Consider the following 19,296-nt stretch of genomic DNA (forward strand, 5'->3'; position numbering starts at 1 on the left):
GCCAAGCCAGTGGCATGCGAGGCAAGCGCCGCGACATTGGCGTAAGAGCGCCCCACCCACCGTGTGGGAGCACCGCGCCACCGGCGTGGGAGCACCGCACCACCGGCGTAGGAGCACCGCACCACCGGCGTGGGAGCACCCCGCACCACCGGCGCAGGAGGCCGCACCACCGGCGTGGGAGGACCCCGCACCACCGGCGCAGGAGGACCCCGCACCACCGGCGCAGGAGGACCCCGCACCACCGGCGCAGGAGGACCCCGCACCACCGGCGCAGGAGGACCCCGCACCACCGGCGCAGGCGGCCGCACCACCGGCGCAGGGGGACCGCGGCGGCACCGCCGCGCCCCCGCTGGCAAGCGCTGTGCTGCTGGCGCGCAGCCGCTGTGCCTCCGGCATACGAACGCCGTGTCTTCGGCCCGCGATCCGGCAAGCCGCTGGCATGCAAGCGTCGCGCTGCGGGCCTGTTAGCGCCGATCACCACGGCGTGCCCGCACTGTGCACCACCGGTGCCTGTGCACCACGGGTGCCTGTGCACCACCGGTGCCTGTGCACCACTGGTGCGCGAGGGCCGCGCCACGGGTGTGAGAGGGCCGCGCCACGGGTGTGAGGGGGCCGCGCCACGCGCGTGGGAGTGCGGCACCACAAACTCAGGGGCGTGCGAGCACCGCGTCATGGGCGTGCGAGCACCCCGTCATGGCCGTGCGAGCACCGCGTCATGGGCGTGCGAACGCCGCGTCACGCGCGTCGAGCGCCGCACCACATGTGAGAGCGCCGCGCCACACATGTGAGAGCGCCGCGCCACGGGCGTGGGAGCGCACCGGCGGTACCGTCGCGCCTCCGCGCTCGCAGGCGCCGTATTGCTGGCGCGGAGCGCTGCGGCTCCGGCATGGGGAGCGCCTGCCGCCGGCCCGCACTCGCCGAGCCACTGGCCTGCAAGCGCGCGGCGCCACCGGCATCGGTACGCAAGCTTCGGACCCTGGCATGCGAATGTCGCGCCAGGGACATGGCGACCGTCGAGCGCCTTCGACGTGCTGGCGCCCCGTACACCGCGCCAGGCGACCTGCGCCTGGCCCCAAAAGGGCGCGCGGCCAAGAGGACTGGCAGCAGCACTCCTGGCTCTGATCGACTCAGACCGGCCCCGGGCGACGGCAGGAGCCAGCGCCAGCGGGCAGCGGGCAGCGGGCAACGCCACCGGGCAGCGGGCAACGCCACCGGGCAGCGGGCAACGCCACCGGACAGCGGGCAACGCCACCGGACAGCGGGCAACGCCACCGGGCAGCGGGCAACGCCAGCGAGCAACACCAGCGAGCAGCGGCGCAAGCGGCAGAGCGCCGAGGCAACAGAGCGCCGCAGCGGGTGACCTCGGTGGCGACCGGCTGCGGACGACGGCGGCCTCGGTGGACGGCTGACCGGGCTTGGGCAAGCCGGCGCCTTGCCTGACAACGCCCGACTCACCCCAATCCCGGCCCGAGCGGCGCCCGCCCGGTACGAACGCGGGTGAAGTAGGCGGAGAGCGCAGGACGATGCGAGCAGGTAGCGCCAGCCAGGACAGGGGCCGGCCGGAGTGAGGTGCACCTGGCCACGGGCGTGAGGCCCGACCGAAGCCGAAACCAGCGCCGACGCGCACGGCACCAAGGCGGACACGGGCCTCTGAAAGACCAGCCCGACCGTACCTGGTCGGCGGCGGAACCAGCACAGACCGACGGAGATACGGTCCGGCGTCGGGTACAAGGCCCCGACCCGGGGCAGGTGCGGAACCAGCCCGACCACGGGGGGCGAAACAAGCGCAGGACCAAGACCGGCGCGGGCTCCGAACCAACCACACAGCTGCGCGGCTACAGCTCACCCGGAGGTGACGGAAAACACTCCGGCCGCTGCCTTGGGAGCGGCGGCCAGAGTGACGGCAGCGTCAGGAGAGACGCGTGCGCTGACCGGGCGAACCGGTCAGCGCGGGTACTACCCCGGGGGAGAGCCGAACCTCCGCGCTCCCCCGTTCGCTTCGATCAGCGATCCTCGTCGGCCCGACGACGCCACCGCTCCTCGAGCCGATCGAGAAGCGACGACCGATGTCCCCGGCTGCGGTTGCGAGCTTTGGGCTCACTTCCGACGGCGTGCAGTGGCTTCTGCTCGCCGCGACCGGTGTACAGGTAGGACTGGACCCCCAGTACCGCGGCACCGAACATCACCACGAAACCGAGGATCCCCAGCAGCGGCACTCCCCCGGGAGCGATCTTGCTGACCAGGCCGAACACCATGATCGCAACACCAACGAGGAACAGAGCGACCGCGAGCGCACCGCGCCGGACCGCGCGATGCCGAGGGTCGGTCGAGCGCACCTTGTCCGCGAACTTAGGGTCGTCCGCGAGCAAGCCGCGCTCGATCTGCTCGAGCAGCCTTTGCTCGTTCTCAGAGAGCGGCACGGCACTCCTCCCCGCTCTTCAGGGCCGCTCCAACCGATCCGGAAGCCCGGACATGGGCGACCGCCGTGGAACGGCCGTTGCGGCTTTCCGACCATGAGTTTACGAGCGGTGCGCGATGTCGGAAAGACAGACGGCCACGCTCGTAGTCGGGGACCGGACAGCCGTCGGTCACAGGCTCGTTTTCACTGCTCCGAAACCCGATCACGGCTCCCGTTTCCCTCCTTTTGGCCCCGGTTAGGGCCCTTCTGACCAGTTCTTTCCCCGCGATCCGCCGGACGCACCAGCGCCGCCGGACGAACCGCTCCGCTTCCGAACCGACGGATCGCGGCGTCCACCGCCCGATCCGCCTCGGTCCAGCCGCGGTCGGGCTCGCCGAGCGTCGGTTGACGCGCGACGGACGACGACGGACCGAGCCCTTCGACACGCACACCGACCAGTCGGATCGGCATGGCAGCCGACAAACCAACATACAATCGCCGCGCTGTGTCGTAGATCTCCTGGGTGCCATCGGTGGGAGACTGGAGTGTCCGCGACCGGTTGACGGTGGAGAAGTCCGCGTAGCGGATCTTGATCACGACCGTCCTCCCCACTTGCCCGGACGAGCGCAAACGCGCCGCGGTCTTCTCCGACAGGCGGAGTAGTTCCCGGTTGATGGTGTCCTTATCCGTCTGGTCGACGTCGAACGTCTCCTCTGCCCCGATCGACTTGTCCGCGGCATCGGGCACGACCGAGCGCGGATCACGCGCCCAGGCGAGCGCGTGGAGGTGGGCGGCTTGCGCCTCCCCTACTGAACGACGCAGAACAGCCGGGGAAAGTTGCGCGAGATCGCCCACTGTCTTGAGACCGAGCCGATCGAGCTGCTCGGCGGTGCGGTCGCCCACGCCCCAGAGCGCGCCGACCGGCAGCGGGTGCAGGAATTCGAGCGCGCCGTCGGCCGGTACGACCAGGAGCCCGTCGGGTTTGCAGCGGGTGGAGGCCAGCTTCGCGATGAACTTGGTGCTGGCCACGCCCACCGAGCAGGTGATCTGCTGCTCGTCGTGCACCCGCTCGCGGATCAGCTGCCCGATGCGCGACGGCGAGCCGAGCAACCGCCGGGCGCCGGCGACGTCGAGGAACGCCTCGTCCAGGCTGAGCGGCTCGACCAGCGGCGTGACGTCGCGGAAGATGTTCATCACCGCGGCCGAGACCTCGCCGTAGCGGCCGTGCTCGGGCTGGATGTAGACGGCCTGGGGGCAGAGCCGGCGCGCCCGCGCCGTCGGCATCGCGCTGCGGACGCCGAACACGCGGGCCTCGTAGCTCGCCGAGGACACCACCCCGCGCGGACCGGTGCCGCCGACCACGACCGGCCGCCCGCGCAGCGACGGATCGCGCCGGACCTCGACCGACACGAAGAACGCGTCCATGTCGACGTGCAGGATCGTGCACCCGGTGTCGTCGGCGTCACCACCCCCGGGACCGACCCGGGGCAGCGACTGGCTCCTACCCACGCCCCGAGACTAGCTATCGGATACGACAGAAACGCCGGCTCGCGCCAGCAGCAGCGGCACTTCCAAGTCGACCGGGGCGATCGAGCCGTGCAGGCCGATGAGGCGGGACTCGCGCGGTTCGCGCTCGGTCGCGATCAGCGCGGTGTCGGGCCCGGCCGCCACGATCACGTCCCCGAGCCGCTCGAGCAGCTCCGGGCGCACCACCGGCCCGAACCACCCGGCCTCGACGGCCGCTTCCCGGGAGAGCACCCAGGCCGCGTCCCCCAGGATCGACGTCCAGGCCGCGAGCACGTCGTCCGCGGCGCCCGGCTCCGTGTAGACGTGCCGGGCCCTGGCCTCGCCGCCGAGCAGCGCCACGCCGTCGGAGAGAGCGGGGTCCGCGTCCAGGTCGAGACGAACCGACGGGTCCGCCATCCCGTGGTCACCGACGACGACGAGCAGCGCGTCGGGCGGCAGCGCGCCGGCCAGCCGCTCCACCATCCGGTCGGCGACCGCGAGCTCGTGCCGCCACGCCGCCGACCGCGAGCCGTGGACGTGTCCCGCGTGGTCGACGCTGGAGTAGTAGGCGACGGTCAGCGAGCGGGGCTCCTGGGCCACCGCGGCGACCGTCTCCGCGATCAGCACGCCCGGGCTGTCGGCCGGCCGGTACTCCGCGCCGCGCCACACCGCCCGGGTGAGCGGCGACTGGGCGAACGCGGCCGGGCCCACGTGGAAGACCGGCAGCCCGAGCGCGGTGGCCCGTTCGAACACCGTCGGCCGGGGCTGCCACTCCTCCGGCACCGTGACCCGGTCCCAGCGCAGCAGGTTGAGCAGGACGTCGCGCGACGGGTCGCGGACCTGGTAGCCGAACATCCCGTGGTCACCCGGCGGGAGCCCGGTGCCGTAGGAGGCCATGCTCGTCGCCGTGGTGGACGGGAAGCCCACGGTCAGCGGGGCCTCGCCGTCCAACGAGGCGAGGAACGGCGCGTCCGCGGTGTGCGCACGCAGCAGGGAGGAGCCCAGACCGTCGACGATCAGCACGCACACCCGGTCGGCGGTGGGCAGCCGCAGCCCCTCGTCGGCTCCGGCGAACCCGAGGGAACGCACCGCGGCCGGCAGCAGATCCGCCGCGGAGCGGCTGCCGTACGCCGGCGCGGCCGGTCTCACCGGCGAGCCAGCACGTGCAGCTGGGTGGCGATGTCGCGGTAGGGCGGGCGCTCGGCGAGCGCGAGCTCCAGCGCCACCAGTGCCTCCTCGGCGTCCGGTTCGACGTCGACGACCGCGCCGGGCACCAGGTCGGCGAGCACCCGGACGCCGTGCCACCGCTCCGGCACCAGCCCGGCCTTCGAGACCAGGGTGGAGAGCGCGTCCAGGTCGTAGCGGCGCGGTTCGAGGTCGCCGGAGAGCGCGTCCTGGGCCGACGCGAAGTGCCCGGCCAGCGCCCTGGCCACCACGGCGGCGACCCGGTTGGCGACCAGCACGCTCGCGCAGCCCCCGGTGCGCAGCACCCCCGCCACCGCCGCCAGCGTGCGCGCCGGATCGTCGACGACCTCCAGCACGCTGTGGCACAGCACCACGTCGGCGGTGCCGGGCTCGATGAAGGCCGGCAGGTCGTCGGCGTCGCCCTGGTGTGCGGTGATGCGGTCGGCGACGCCCCGCTCGGCGGCCCGCCGGGCCAGCGCGGCGAGCGCGTCCGGGCTCGGGTCGACGACCGTGACCCGGTGGCCGGCCTGGGCCAGCGGCACCGCGAACCCACCGGTGCCACCACCGGCGTCGACGACGTGCGCCGGACCGCGGCGGTCGAGCTCCGCGTTCAGCACCGCCCAGACCACGGCGTAACGCGGACCGGCATGCGTGCGTGAACGCGGCACAGGGACACCTCCGAGATAGACCTGCGAAAGACCCTAATGCTCACCGGAAATCCCGGGACGACGAAGCCACCCGCAGCGGCAGCGGCTCCATCATCTCGGCGGTCACCCCCACCACTTTTTCGACGTTCTGCAGCCGCCCACGCACCAGCACCGCGGCCGAACCCCGCGCGATCCGCCGGTAGCGCGTCCAGAAGCCCTGGGTGCAGACGACGTTGAGCATGCCGGTCTCGTCCTCGAGGTTGACGAACGTGACCCCGCCCGCGGTGGCCGGCCGCTGCCGATGCGTGATCACGCCCCCGACGAGTACCCGCGCTCCGTCCGGAAGGTCCTTCAGCGCCGCGATCGGCACCACCCCCCGGGCGTCCAGGTGGCCCCGGACGAACTCGGTCGGGTAGCTGTCCGGCGAGACCCCGGTGGCCCACACGTCCGCGACCGCTTCCTCCACGTCCGACATCCCGGGCAGCATCGGGGCCTCCACCCCGACCACGACGCCGGCCAGCCGGTCGGGCCGTCCCTGCGCGACCGCACCGGCGGCCCAGAGCGCGGCCCGCCGCGAGAGCCCGAAGCCCTCGAACGCGCCCGCGGTGGCCAGCGCCTCCACCTGCGCGGTGGTGAGCGCGATCCGCTGGGTCAGGTTCGTCATGTCGGTGTACGGGCCGTTGGCCTTCCGTTCGGCCACCAGCCGCGCGGCCAGGTCGTCGCCGATCGTGCGCACCGACCCGAGCCCGAGCCGGACGGCGTGGTCCAGCCGGGGATCGGCTCCGGGTGAGGGCCAGCCGGAAAAGGTGGGATTTATACCCTCCAGCGTCGCGTGTTCAATGCTCAGATTGAGATCCGGCCCCCGCACCGTGACCCCGTGCCGCCGCGCGTCGGCCACCAGGGACTGCGGTGAGTAGAACCCCATCGGCTGGGACGCGAGCAACGCGGCGCAGAACGCGGCCGGGTAGTACCGCTTGAACCAGGAGCTGTAGAGCACCAGCGCGGCGAAGCTCATCGAGTGGCTCTCCGGGAAACCGAAGTTCGCGAACGCGGCGAGCTGCCCGAAGATCTGATCGGCCAGCTCACCAGTGATGCCGTTCGCGGCCATCCCGGCGTAGAACCGGTCCTTGAGCGCGTCCATCCGCTCCGGCGACCGCTTCGAGCCGATCGCCCGGCGCAGCTGGTCGGCCTCGGCCGCGCTGAACCCGGCCACGTCGACCGCCATCTGCATCAGCTGTTCCTGGAACAGCGGCACGCCGAGCGTCTTGCTCAGCGAGTTCTCCAGCAGCGGATGGGCGTACCGGGCCTTTTCCAGCCCGTTCCGGCGCCGGATGTAGGGGTGGACCGAGCCGCCCTGGATCGGGCCGGGCCGGATCAGCGCGACCTCGACGACCAGGTCGTAGAACTTCCGTGGCTTCAGCCGAGGCAGCGTCGCCATCTGCGCGCGGCTCTCCACCTGGAACACCCCGACCGAGTCGGCCTCGCAGAGCATCTCGTAGACCGCTTTGTCGTCCAGCGGAATGCGGAACAGGTCGACGTCGACGCCGTGGAAATCACGCACGAAGTCGCGGCAGTAGTGCAGGGCGGTGAGCATTCCCAGCCCGAGCAGGTCGAACTTGACCAGGCCGGCGCTGGCGCAGTCGTCCTTGTCCCACTGCAGCACCGTGCGGTTCTCCATCCGGGCCCACTCCACCGGGCAGACCTCGGTGACCGGCCGGTCGCAGAGCACCATGCCGCCGGAGTGGATGCCCAGGTGGCGGGGGAAGTGCAGCAGCTGCTCGGCCATCTCGGTGACCGGCGCCGGTATCTCGGCGTCGCCGATCTTCCCCCAGTGCTCCAGCTGCTTGCTCCAGGCGTCCTGCTGACCAGGCGAAAAGCCGAACGCTTTGGCGACGTCACGAATGGCTGATTTCGGGCGGTAGCTGATGACGTTGGCGACCTGCGCGGCCCGGCGGCGCCCGTACTTCTCGTAGACGTGCTGGATGACCTCCTCCCGGCGACCGGACTCGATGTCGAGGTCGATGTCGGGCGGCCCGTCGCGCTCCGGAGCCAGGAACCGCTCGAACAGCAGCCCGTACCGCACCGCGTCGACGTTCGTGATGCCCAGCGCGTAACAGACCGCGGAGTTCGCAGCCGAGCCCCGGCCCTGGCAGAAGACGTCGTTCTGTTTGCACCAGGTGGTGATCGACTCGACGATCAGGAAGTAGCCGGGGAACCCGAGCTGCTCGATGACGTCCAGTTCGTGGTCGATCTGGGCGTAGGCGTGCGGGAATTCCGCGCGGGGGCCGTACCGGTCTTTCGCGCCCCTCTCCGTGAGATGGCGCAGCCAGCTCATCTCGGTGTGGCCGGGGCCGACCTCGCAGGCGGGCAACTTCGGGGCGATCAGCTGCAGGTCGAACGCGCACTCGGCGGCTATTTTCGCGGCGTTCGCCACCGCGCCGGGGTAGCGGGCGAAGATACGCGCCATCTCCGCACCGGACCGCAGGTGCGCGGTGGCGGCGGCCGGCAGCCAGCCTTCCATCTCGTCCAGGCTGCGCCGGGCCCGCACCGCGGCCAGCGCGGTGGCGAGCTTGCGTCGGGCCGGGGTGGCGTAGTGGACGTTGTTGGTGGCGACGCAGCGCAGCCGGTGCTCGGCCGCGAGCCCGAACAACACGTCGTTGTGCTCGGAATCCAGCGGGTTCCCGTGGTCGGTGAGTTCCACGACGACGTTGTCGCGCCCGAACCGGTCGACGAGTTCGGTCAGCGCCGACCCCGGATCGGGTGCGCTCCGCACCGAGCCCTTGCGGCAGCCGGTGAGGATCAGCCAGTGGTCGTCGGCGGCCGCGGCCAGGTCGTCGAGCCGGTAGACCGGCTTGCCCTTCTCTCCCCCGCGCAGGTGGGCCTCGCTCATCACCGAGCACAGCCGGTGGTAGCCCTCCGGATCGCGGGCCAGCACCAGCAGGTGGTTTCCCTCCGGGTCGGCGACGCCGTTCTGCGGGCCCGGCAGCCCCAGGCTCAGCTCGGCGCCGAACACCGTGGCCAGCCCGTGCGCGGCGGCGGCCTCGGCGAACCGGACGACCCCGTACATCCCGTCGTGATCAGTGAGCGCGAGGCCGGTCAGGCCCAGCCGCACGGCCTCCTCCACCAGCTCCTCGGGGTGGCTCGCGCCGTCGAGAAAGCTGAAGTTCGAATGGCAGTGCAGTTCGGCGTACGGGATGTCGTTTTTCGGCCGGTGGGTCGCCGGGGCCTCGTACGCCGCGCGTTTGCGCGACCACGCGGGCGCGTCGCCCCCGTCGGGGATCTCGCCGGAGAGCGCCCGCTCCAGCTCTTTCCACGGCAGCACCGGGTTGTCGAAGCCCATGTCAGTCGTACACCCCCGCCAGCAGCCAGGAGCCGCTCTCCAGCGCCAGCAGGAACGCCGACGGCTCCTCCCCGTCGAGCACCACCTGCATCCAGGCGCGCCGCCGGGCCTGGACCGGGCTCCACCAGCGTTCGTCGGCCGGCCACGGACCGGCCCAGGCCAGCACCGTGCGGCCGGGGCCGTTGCCCAGGCTCACCCGCGCCGGGAGGCTGGTCAGCGCGTGGCGACCGGTGACGCCGACCGCCTCGCCGTTCGGCCCGACGACGCTCACCGGCGGCGACTCGTGGGGCACCGTGGCCGGGGCAGGCGGGGGGAGTTGCCCCGGCCACGGTGGTTCGAGGGGCAGCGACGGCTCCCGCGCGTCGCGCCAGGCGACGTACCGCACCCGGCTCTCCGGGTCACGGCCGCCGCCGAGGACGGGGGTGACGACCGCTTCCGGGCCGAGCAGACCCTGCACGCGGGTCAACGCCCGGTGCGCGCGCTCGTCGTCGGCGCCGGTGTCGCCCCAGAGGCCCAGCTGGGCACCGCCGTGCTCGACGACGTCCTCGGGGGCCAGCCGCACCACGGCGACGCCAGCGGTCGGCCGGTCCTCGCGGGAGCGGCCGGTCAGCCAGCCGTCGAGCTGCCAGCGGACCCGGTCGGCGATGTCACCGACGCCCAGGACCCCGTCGTGCCGCCAGGTGCGGCTCAGCTCCTCACCGTTGGCGGTGACCGCTTCGATCACCAGGCGCGTGCAGGCCAGCCCGTGCGCGGCGAGCCGCTCGGCGAACTCCTCGGCGAGCGTGCGGGCCACGAACGCGACGGTGTCGACCCGTTCGGCCGGAGGGTCGATCTCCCGGCGGGCCGAGAGGTCGACCGGAGGGAGCCGGGCCACCAGGGGTCGGGGTTCGAGCCCGCGGGCCAGGCGGTGGGCGGCGGCCCCGTCGGGCCCGAAGCGGGCCAGGACGTCCTGCGCGGGGAGCGCCGCGAACGCGCCGACCGTGCGGATGCCGAGGCGTCGCATCAGGCTGACGAGGTCGGGTTGGTCTCCGGCCGTGAGGCTCGACGAGGCCAGGACCGCGAGGTCGAGCGGGGCGAGGAAGGCCGGCGTCTCGCCCGGCGGCACGATCCCGCCGGTGCGGGCGGCGAGCGCGGCCGCGAAGACCCCCTCCGCGATGCCGACCGCGGTTTCGACCCCGGTCTGCGCGGCGACCAGGTCGACGACCCGCTCGGCGACGGCCGGCTCGGAACCGAAGTAGCGGGCCGGGCCACGGACGCGGAAGGCACACAGGCCCGGACGGACGATCTCGACGCCCGGCGACAACTCCTCGACCGCCGCGACGACGGGTTCGAAGGCCCGCGCATCGCGGTCGGGGTCGTCGTCGAGCAGCACGAGCTCCGGACAGAGCGCCTGCGCGTCACGGCGACGCTGCCCTCGGCGGACCCCGTCCGCGCGGGCCACCTCGGAGCAGGCCACGACCCGGTTGGCGGCCAGCACGGCGATCGGCAGGTGCAACGGAACATCGGCGGCCACCGCCGCGGCCACCACGGGCCAGTCCGGCGCCCACACCGCCACCACCCGAGCCGGCCCGAGCCGCCCCGCAGAGTTCCCTGCTGCGTTCTCCCGCGCCGGGGTCTCGGGCGCGGGGCTCTTACCCGCCGCACTCACCGGAGGGCCGTCAGCCGCTGCCGTGGAGCCGTCGCCCGCTGCTGTGACACCGCCAGCCGCCGCCGTGACACCGCCAGCCGCCGCCGTGCCACCGACAGCCGCCGCCGTGCCACCGACAGCCGGCGCGGTCGCCGGGACGCCGTCAGCCGCCGCGGTCGCCGGGACGCCGTCAGCCGCCGTACTTGCCGGGACGCCGTCAGCCGCCGTACTTGCCGGGACGCCGTCAGCCGCCGTACTTGCCGGGACGCGGTCGGCCGCTGCCGTGGTCGCCGGGACGCGGTCGGCCGTGGTCGCGGGGTCGAGGTGCGACGGGCCGTTCATCCCGCCTCCGGTGCTCGGAGCTTCCGCGGAGCGGGTTGCGGCAGGGATGAGGCCGGCACGACCCCCGGCAGGTTCGGCACGATCGCCCGGATCCGCACCGCCGGCGCCCGTCGCTCATCAACAGCAGCTGCGGCGCGATCGGCTGCGGTGCGATCAGGCCCAGCGCGGTCCGCTGCGGCTGCGATGCGGCCGTTCACCGCGCGGTCCGCTGCGCCATGGTCGGCTACGACACGGTCAGCTGCGACCGCGGCGGCGACGCGACCAGGCACGGCGCGACCAGGCGCGGCGGGGCCAATCACCGCGGGGCCGGGCACAGCGGGGCCGGGCACAGCGGGGCCGGGCACAGCGGGGCCGGGCACAGCGGGGCCGGGCACAGCGGGGCCGGGCGCAGCGGGGCCGGGCGCAGCGGGGCCGGGCGCAGCGGGGCCGGGCGCAGCGGGGCCGGGCGCTGGGCGGTCGGCTGCGGCGGGGTCGGCTGCGGCGGGGGCATGGCTGGCGGCGATCGGCTGGGGCCGGCGTGTGGCCGGCTTCAGCACGGTGGGCGCAGGGCGGACGGGGCGCAGCTGGGGATCCGGGTCGGGGACTGCGCGGATGGGAGCCGCGGGCTGGAGGACGGGGGCGATGCGGCCGTCGGGGGTGGGGAGTAGGACCACTACGTGGCGGGGGCGGGAGGCGTTGCCTCGGCCCTCGGCGACGACTGTTACGCGGCGTTGGCGTAGGCGTCCGTCGCCGCGGCCGGCGCCCTGCCAGAGGGCGTCGGTGAGGGAGAGTCGCAGGTCGGCGCTCGGCCAGGATCCGATTCCGACCAGCACCGCGCCGCGCTGGCGTGCCCTTGCCGTGAGGCGGCGTACCTCGGCCAGCCCGAGTCCGCGGGGGTCGCCGACCACCACCAGGTCGAATCCGTCGAGCAGTGCGCCCACCACTCCGGCCGGGTCGGGGCCGGGGTCGCGTACCAGCGCCAGCCGGTCGACGGTGACGCCCGCCTCGGCTGCTGCGACCACGCCGAAGGCAGGGAGGCCCACCACTGCGCACCACGAACCGGCGCTCGAGACCGCGGCCAGTAGCGCGACCAGCAGGCTGCTCGAACGGCCTACCGCGAGGGTGGAGCCTCGGGCCAGGCCTCCGGCTGGGAACAGGGTCAGTAGCGGCTCGGGGGCCGGTAGCAGGTCGGTGACCTGGTGCTTTTCGGTCAGCGTCGAGGCCGACCGGACCGTCTCGGCCAGCGCGGCCCGTGCCGCTGCCTTCCCGCTCACCGCGCACCACCCGCCGCGGGCAGCCCGCCCCCGCCCGCCACGGCCAGCCCACCGCTGACCCCCACGGCCGCACCGCCGCTGGCCCCCACGGCCACGCCGCAGCTGACCCCCACGGCCACGCCGCCGCTAACCACCCCGACCACGCCCGCGCTGATCGCCCCGGCCACGCCAACGTCATCCACTGCGGCTAGGCCGACACTGACCGCCCCGACCACACCGCCGCTGACCGCTGCGACCAAGCCTGCATCCACCGCAGCCAGGCCACCGCCATCCACCGCAGCCAGGCCACCGCCATCCACCGCAGCCAGACCACCACCATCCACCGCAGCCAGGCCGCTGCTGGCCGCTGCGGCCAGGCCCGCACCCGCCACAGCCCGGCCGCCGCCATGGACCACAGCCAGACCAGCGCCATCCATTGCAGCTAGGCCGCCCCTGACCGCTGCGGCCAGGCCCGCGTTCGCCGCAGGCAGGCCGCCGTCACGGGCTGCGGGCAAGGTGCTGTCATTCTCTGGGGCTGGGCCGTCGTCGATCGCTACGCCGCCGCTGGTCGTTGGAGCCGATACGTGGCCGACCGCAGCGGCTGGCTCGTTGCCGGCTGTGCGGCTCGGCTTTGCTCTCCCCCGTCGCGCATCCATCGCGCCACGCCCCCTGGTTCTTCGCCCTGCTACCCGGAACCGGCGAAGCCGGTCAATCACGCACGCCCGACCGGCGAACCGGCCACGCCCTCATCTCCCGCCGAGCACCCGACCGGCCGAACCGGCCACCCGACCGAACCGACCGAACCGGCCGAACCGGCCGAACCGGCCCCGCCCAAGCGGAGCACCCGACCGACCAGCCTTGCCCAGGCAGAGCACCCGACCGACCAGCCCCGCCAAGGCAGAGCACCCGACCGACCGGCCTTGCCCGAAGCACCAACCGCGCCTCAGGCAAAGCACCCAGCCACGCACCCCGCCCGCGCCGGACGGAAGCTCACCCAGCCGCCACAGCAGCCAACCCACGCACCCAGCCAGCCCAAGCACGCAGCCAGCCCGCAAGCAGACCGCGCAATCGGGCCGCGCGGCCAGCCCACGCGGCCAGCCCACGCGGCCAGCCCACGCGGCCAGCCCACGCGGCCAGCCCACGCGGCCAACCGCGTGGAATCAGCCCGCTCGAGGAGTCTCGGCGGGTAACTGGGCCGGTAGGCCGAGCATCGTTTCGACGAGCGTGCAGAAGCGCTCGGCATCGCGGAGCAGATCGTCGGCCTCGCGGGTGGTGGCTGCGCGGGGCAGGCCGGCCTCGGCCGCTGCCCGCTTCACCGCCGCGGTGGCGAAGAACGCCGCCCACTCGCCCAGCTCGGGAGCGACCTGGGTGAGCAGCACCCACACGCTGGCCGGACGCGAGCGCGGGCGGCGCACGCCCGGGGGCAGTGGCCGTGCCCGGACCGCGAGCACCGCCGCGGCAGCACGCAGCGCGGCCAGGTGCGCGGTGGCGTAGCGGGGGCCCGGTGACCGGGTGACCGCCGCCTCGCCCAGACCGTGCCGGGCCAGCGCGAGCAGCTCACGCGGGGTGCGGTGCGGCAGCGCGGAGGCCGGCACCGAGACCGGCGTGCCGCCGGACGCGTCGCCGACAGCCGTCGAAGGCCGGACCGTGACGGGCACCGGGTAGGTCATAGCTCCTCCTCGAGGATGTCGATCCTGGTGACGGTCCAGCGACCGACCGCCCAGTCGAAACTCAGGTCGAAAACGCCGGCGAGCGCGGGCACCGGCAGCAACGCCGAAGGACTGGCACTCACCCGCCAGACCTCCTCATCGGGAGGACCGGCGACGGCGGGCTCGGGAGGCTCCGCGGCACGCGCGGCGCGCCGGGCCTCCAGTTCGTCCACCACGGGCGGGGAAGGAGGGAGATCAGGACGCGTGGAGGAATCGGGCCGAAGCGAGTGGCGGTAGCGGTGATGCGTGAGCACCACCCGCACCCGATGGATCTGACCGTTCCAGCGGAACTCCACCGGAGCGTCCGCGCCGGCACCACGCCGGACCTCGGTCTCCTCGGCCACCGTTTCCCCTCCACGCCGTACCGCCGAGTGCCCGGACGGACACCCGGCGCCGCTCGAGGGGAAGGTGAGCGGCGCCACCGGCTCGGGCAAGGCGCTTCCCCTCGCCTTACCCGAGCCGGCAGCAGCCTTCACCGCCGGCAGAAAGGGTCGGTCCACCGGCGGTGAAGGTTCCCGGAGGCGGGTCGCGACACCCGCTCCGGAGCGTTCGAACGAGTGTTCGAACTAGCCCCACAGTAACCCCGCCCCGAGCCCGGCGCAACGCCGACGCACTGCTCAGCCACCTCAAGGCAAGATGTTCGGGTGAACACCGTTGATCGCCGCCGTCTCGCCGACCTGACCAGCCGCGAAAGAGCCCGGTTCGCCGAAGCGAACCCCCGCTCGGCGTCGGCCTACGCAAACGGAAAGCACCTGTTCGGCCGCACTCCCATGACCTGGATGGCCAAGCAGGCGGGTGGGTTTCCGCTCTATCTCGCGACCGCACGCGGGGCACGCGTCACCGACCTGGACGGGCACACGTACATCGACCTCTGCCTGGGCGACACCGGCGCGATGGCCGGGCACTCCCCTGCGCCGGTGGTCGAGGCCGTGCGGCGCCGAACCGCCGACGACGGCGGCCTCACCGCCATGCTGCCCACCGAGGACGCCGAGTGGGTCGGCGCCGAGCTGACCCGGCGCTTCGGTCTCCCGCAGTGGAGCCTGTCGCTGACCGCCACGGACGCCAACCGATGGGCGATCCGGCTGGCCCGCGCCATCACCGGCAAGCCGAAGATCCTGGTCAACAGCTACTGCTACCACGGCAGCGTCGACGAGTCGCTGATCGTCGTGGGGCCGGACAACAAACCCCACATCCGCGAAGGCAACGTCGGCGCACCGGTCGACACCCGCGTCACCAGCCGGGTCGCCGAGTACAACGACCTCGAGGGCCTGGAAGCCGAACTCGCCAACGGCGACGTCGCGGCGGTGCTGATGGAGCCCGCGCTCACCAACATCGGCATCGTGCTGCCCGAGCCGGGCTACCTGCAGAAAGTCCGCGAGCTGACCCGCGCGCACAAAACGCTCCTGATCAACGACGAGACCCACACGTTCTCGGCCGGCCCGGGCGGCTGCACGAAGGAATGGAACCTCGAGCCCGACATCCTGACGATCGGCAAGGCGATCGGCGGCGGCGTCCCGGTCGGGGCGTACGGGCTGTCCCACGAGGTGAGCGAGCGGATCGAAGCGCGGAAAGACCTCGACCTCATCGACATGGGCGGTGTCGGCGGCACGCTGGCCGGCAACGCGCTGTCCGTGGCCGCGACCAGGGCCACGCTCGAGCACGTCCTCACCGACGAGGCGTTCGCGCACATGACCGCACTCGGCACCCACCTCGCCGAAGGCACCGCGGACGCCATCAAGACCATGCCCTGGTCGGTCACGCAGCTCGGCGCCCGGGCCGAGTACCGCTTCGCCGACCCCGCGCCGACGAACGGGGGCGAGTCACACGCGGCCGGCGACGCCGAGCTCGACGACTACCTGCACGTCTACGCGGCCAACCGGGGCATCCTGCTGACCCCGTTCCACAACATGGCCCTGGTCTGCCCGGACACGACAAAAGACGATGTCGACGCCCACCTCGAGGTCCTGGAGGCCGCGGTCAAAGAACTAGAACAAGACCGTTGAGAACGTTCCGACCTGCGTGAAGCCGCAGCGCTGGTAGACGGTGCGGGCGGCGTGGTTGAAGTCGTTCACGTAGAGGCTGACGATCGGCGCGACGGTGCGGAGCGTGTCGGCGACCACGGCCGCCATCGCCGCCGTCGCCACGCCCGTCCCGCGCCGATCGGGGTGCACCCAGACCCCCTGCACCTGCGCGACCCGGTTGCTGACCGCGCCGAGCTCGGCCTTGAACACGACCTGGCCGTTCTCCATCCGCAGATACGAACGCCCGGCTCGCACCAGTTCGGCGACCCGGGCGCGGTAGGCGACCCCGCCGTCCCACTCGACCGGTGAGACGCCGATCTCCTCGGTGTACATCGCGATGCACGCCGGCAGCAGCGCGTCGAAGTCACGCATGTCCGCGCGCCGGACCCACGGGTCGGGCGCGACCGGGGGCAGCGCCGAGGTGGCCAGCAGCGGCTGGGAGGCACGCACCTCGCGAGGTTGGCCCCAGTCGCCCACCAGGTCGTCCCAGAGCGGCAGCACCGCCTTGTCGGGCCCGACGATCGACGAACAGACCCGCCCCTGCTCCCGGGCGACGTCAGCGAACGCGCGTACGGCCTCGGGCTCGGTGGTCAGCGGCACCAGGTTCGCGCCGGAGTAGCACAGGCCCTCGACGGCGCCGTCGAGCGTGTAGCCCCAGAGCTGGGCCCCGAGCCTCCAGCGCGAGATCCCGTGCGTGCCGATCCGGGCCGCGACGAACACGCTCGCGACCGGATCGGCGTCCAACAGCTCTTCGACCTCGGTGCGGTCGGCGTCCCGCAGGACCCGGACCGGCCTGGTCGTCAGCACGAGGCACTCACGGCTTCCAGCCTGCCACGGACTCCCCGGCGGGCCAAAGGTCTCAGTGCACCTCGACCGTAGGGGCGAGCCCGCGCAGTTCCTCCGGCAACTCGGCGCCCATCTCTTCGGCCAGCCGCAACGCCTCTTCGATCAGCGTCTCGACGATCTGCGACTCCGGCACGGTCTTGATGACCTGGCCCTTGACGAAGATCTGGCCCTTGCCGTTGCCGGACGCGACGCCCAGGTCGGCCTCGCGGGCCTCACCGGGGCCGTTGACGACACAACCCATCACCGCGACACGCAGCGGCACCGGCAGCCCCTCGAGGCCGGCGGTGACCTCCTCGGCCAGCGTGTAGACGTCCACCTGGGCGCGGCCGCACGACGGGCAGGAGACGATCTCCAGGCCGCGCTCACGCAGGCCGAGCGACTCCAGGATCTGGTTGCCGACCTTGACCTCCTCGACCGGCGGGGCCGAGAGCGAGACCCGGATCGTGTCGCCGATGCCCTCGGCCAGCAGCGCACCGAACGCGACCGACGACTTGATCGTGCCCTGGAACGCCGGGCCGGCCTCGGTGACGCCGAGGTGCAGCGGGTAGTCGCAGGCCCGGGCCAGCTGGCGGTACGCGTTGATCATCACGACCGGGTCGTTGTGCTTGACCGAGATCTTGATGTCGCGGAAACCGTGCTCCTCGAACAGCGAGCACTCCCACAGCGCGCTCTCGACCAGCGCCTCGGGCGTCGGGCGGCCGTACTTCTGGAGCAGCCGCTTGTCGAGCGAGCCGGCGTTGACCCCGATCCGGATCGGCACCCCGGCGTCGGAGGCCGCCTTCGCGATCTCCTTGACCTTGTCGTCGAACTGCTTGATGTTGCCCGGGTTGACCCGGACCGCGGCGCAGCCGGCGTCGATCGCCGCGAAGACGTACTTCGGCTGGAAGTGGATGTCGGCGATCACCGGGATCGGGCTCTTGCGAGCGATCGCCGGCAGCGCCTCGGCGTCGTCCTGGCTGGGGACGGCCACCCGGACGATCTGGCAGCCGGACGCGGTGAGCTCCGCGATCTGCTGCAGCGTCCGGTTGACGTCGGAGGTGGGCGTGGTGGTCATCGACTGCACGCTGACCGGGGCGTCACCGCCGACCGGGACGCTGCCGACCATGATCTGCCGGGACACGCGTCGTTCGGTGAGCTTGGGGGCGGGGGGACGGGGCAAGCCGAGCGAGACGGCGGTCACAGCGAAGTTCCTTTATCGGGTGGTGAGCGTGATCGGGTTGATGATGTCGGTCGCGACCGTCAGCAGCGTGATGCCACCGAAGATCAGCACGACGGCATAGGTGATCGGCAGCAGCTTGGTGTAGTCGACCCGGCCCGGGTCGGGCTTACCGCGCTTGGCCGCCCACCACGACCGGACCTTCTCGAACCAGGCGATCGCGATGTGCCCGCCGTCCAACGGCAGCAGCGGGAACAGGTTGAACACGCCGATGAAGAAGTTCAGGTTGGCCAGCAGCAGGAAGAAGATCGGCCAGATGCCGCGCTCGACGACCTCGCCGCCGATCCGGCTGGCGCCCACGACGCTGACCGGGGTCTCCGGGTCGCGTTCCTGGCCGAGCAGGGCGTCCCAGAGCTTCGGGATCTTCTCGGGGAAGTTCGCGATCGCCTTGAACGTGCCGGCGAAGATCTGGCCGGTGTAGTCGGCCGCCTGGCCGATGCCGTCGACCGGCCCGTAGGTGACGGTCAGCGGGGCGTCGGAGCCTTTCGGCGAGACCCCGAGGAAGCCGACTTCCTGCACGTTCGGCTTGTCCGTTGTGCTGATGTCGAGGTTGCGGCGGATGACCGTGATCGTCGTGGTCTCGGTCCGACCGTCCCGGACGTAGGTCAGCGGCACCGCGCCGGCCGGCGACTTGCGGACCATGGCGACGAGCTCGCCGTACGTCGGCGTGCTGGTGTTGTTGAACGACGTGATGCGGTCGCCGGGCTTCAGGCCCGCGGCCGAGGCCGGTGAGCGGGGGTCACCCTTGGCGACGTCGCAGGTGTACGAGTCGGGGGTGGCCGGGACGCAGTCGTTCACCGCGCCGAGGACGGCCGGTTCCTTGTTGGCGTCGTAGGCGGCGCGCTCGGGGTTGGGCAGGCCGATGAACACGGCGGTGACCCAGAGCAGCACCACGCCGAGGATGAAGTGCGTGATCGAGCCGGCGGCCAGCACGATCGTGCGCTTCCAGACCGGCCGCTTCCAGAAGACCTTGTCCTCGTCGGCCGGGTCGACCTCGTCCAGCGGGGTCATCCCCACGATCGAGACGAACGCGCCGGCCGGGATGGCCTTGAGGCCGTACTCGGTCTCCTTACGGCGGAACGAGAACAGCGTCGGACCGAAGCCGATGAAGAACCTCGTGACCTTCATTCCGAACGCCCGGGCACTCCACATGTGGCCGGCCTCGTGGAGGGCCACCGAGATCAAAATGCCGAGGGCGAACAGAATAATTCCACCCGTGTACGCCAT

Annotated in this window: 15 protein-coding genes; 1 reads left to right on the top strand and 14 read right to left on the bottom strand. The window is 72.7% G+C overall.

Features of this window, described 5'->3' with window-relative positions:
• Positions 1-2,003 precede the first annotated feature (2,003 nt).
• The 11 genes from ABD437_RS00975 to ABD437_RS01025 all read right to left on the bottom strand — a co-directional run bounded on the left by ABD437_RS00975 (position 2,004) and on the right by ABD437_RS01025 (position 14,330).
• Entirely contained in the window at positions 2,004-2,420 is a 417-nt protein-coding gene (locus tag ABD437_RS00975; RefSeq protein ID WP_035857072.1) for a DUF3040 domain-containing protein, read from the bottom strand.
• Between the two features lie 182 nt (positions 2,421-2,602).
• Entirely contained in the window at positions 2,603-3,907 is a 1,305-nt protein-coding gene (locus tag ABD437_RS00980) for a DNA polymerase IV (protein WP_344646774.1), read from the bottom strand.
• A gap of 9 nt (positions 3,908-3,916) precedes the next feature.
• A complete protein-coding gene (locus tag ABD437_RS00985) occupies positions 3,917-5,053 on the bottom strand; it encodes an alkaline phosphatase family protein (RefSeq protein WP_344646775.1) in 1,137 nt (378 codons plus the stop codon).
• Positions 5,050-5,757 (bottom strand): class I SAM-dependent methyltransferase, encoded by a 708-nt coding sequence (locus ABD437_RS00990; protein ID WP_344646776.1) that lies wholly within the window; start codon positions 5,755-5,757, stop codon positions 5,050-5,052. Before ABD437_RS00990 ends, ABD437_RS00985 begins: the two co-directional genes overlap by 4 nt.
• Positions 5,758-5,797: 40 nt before the next feature.
• Positions 5,798-9,076, bottom strand: coding sequence for an error-prone DNA polymerase (locus ABD437_RS00995; RefSeq protein ID WP_344646777.1), 3,279 nt, complete (start codon positions 9,074-9,076; stop codon positions 5,798-5,800).
• Position 9,077: 1 nt separating this feature from the next.
• Positions 9,078-10,634, bottom strand: coding sequence for a DNA polymerase Y family protein (locus tag ABD437_RS01000; RefSeq protein ID WP_344646810.1), 1,557 nt, complete (start codon positions 10,632-10,634; stop codon positions 9,078-9,080).
• Between the two features lie 706 nt (positions 10,635-11,340).
• Positions 11,341-11,535, bottom strand: coding sequence for a hypothetical protein (locus ABD437_RS01005; RefSeq protein WP_344646778.1), 195 nt, complete (start codon positions 11,533-11,535; stop codon positions 11,341-11,343).
• Positions 11,536-12,294: 759 nt separating this feature from the next.
• The gene (locus ABD437_RS01010; protein WP_344646779.1) at positions 12,295-12,480 is read right to left on the bottom strand and encodes a hypothetical protein; all 186 of its coding nucleotides are present in this window, start codon (positions 12,478-12,480) and stop codon (positions 12,295-12,297) included.
• A gap of 5 nt (positions 12,481-12,485) precedes the next feature.
• Complete coding sequence (locus ABD437_RS01015; protein ID WP_344646780.1) at positions 12,486-12,710, bottom strand: hypothetical protein; 225 nt, start codon at positions 12,708-12,710, stop codon at positions 12,486-12,488.
• 727 nt (positions 12,711-13,437) lie between these two features.
• Positions 13,438-13,947 carry an SAV_6107 family HEPN domain-containing protein gene (locus tag ABD437_RS01020; protein WP_344646781.1) on the bottom strand — a complete coding sequence of 170 codons (510 nt, stop codon included), beginning with the start codon at positions 13,945-13,947 and terminating at the stop codon, positions 13,438-13,440.
• On the bottom strand, positions 13,944-14,330 hold the full coding sequence (locus ABD437_RS01025; protein ID WP_344646782.1) for a DUF6504 family protein: 387 nt from the start codon (positions 14,328-14,330) through the stop codon (positions 13,944-13,946). Before ABD437_RS01025 ends, ABD437_RS01020 begins: the two co-directional genes overlap by 4 nt.
• 300 nt (positions 14,331-14,630) lie before the next feature.
• Here ABD437_RS01025 and ABD437_RS01030 point away from each other — a divergent pair, with 300 nt between their 5' ends.
• A complete protein-coding gene (locus tag ABD437_RS01030; protein WP_344646783.1) occupies positions 14,631-15,989 on the top strand; it encodes a transaminase in 1,359 nt (452 codons plus the stop codon).
• Here ABD437_RS01030 and ABD437_RS01035 read toward each other — a convergent pair.
• Genes ABD437_RS01035 through ABD437_RS01045 form a run of 3 tightly spaced genes read right to left on the bottom strand, consistent with a single transcriptional unit; the run spans position 15,972 to position 19,296 of the window.
• Positions 15,972-16,814 (bottom strand): GNAT family N-acetyltransferase, encoded by an 843-nt coding sequence (locus ABD437_RS01035; RefSeq protein WP_344646784.1) that lies wholly within the window; start codon positions 16,812-16,814, stop codon positions 15,972-15,974. The two genes, ABD437_RS01030 and ABD437_RS01035, sit on opposite strands and share 18 nt — an antisense overlap.
• 52 nt (positions 16,815-16,866) lie before the next feature.
• Entirely contained in the window at positions 16,867-18,033 is a 1,167-nt protein-coding gene (gene ispG, locus ABD437_RS01040) for a flavodoxin-dependent (E)-4-hydroxy-3-methylbut-2-enyl-diphosphate synthase (RefSeq protein ID WP_344646785.1), read from the bottom strand.
• 12 nt (positions 18,034-18,045) lie between these two features.
• Complete coding sequence (locus ABD437_RS01045; RefSeq protein ID WP_344646786.1) at positions 18,046-19,296, bottom strand: M50 family metallopeptidase; 1,251 nt, start codon at positions 19,294-19,296, stop codon at positions 18,046-18,048.

Origin of the sequence: Cryptosporangium japonicum, from assembly GCF_039524755.1 — a bacterium.
Lineage (GTDB): Bacteria > Actinomycetota > Actinomycetes > Mycobacteriales > Cryptosporangiaceae > Cryptosporangium > Cryptosporangium japonicum.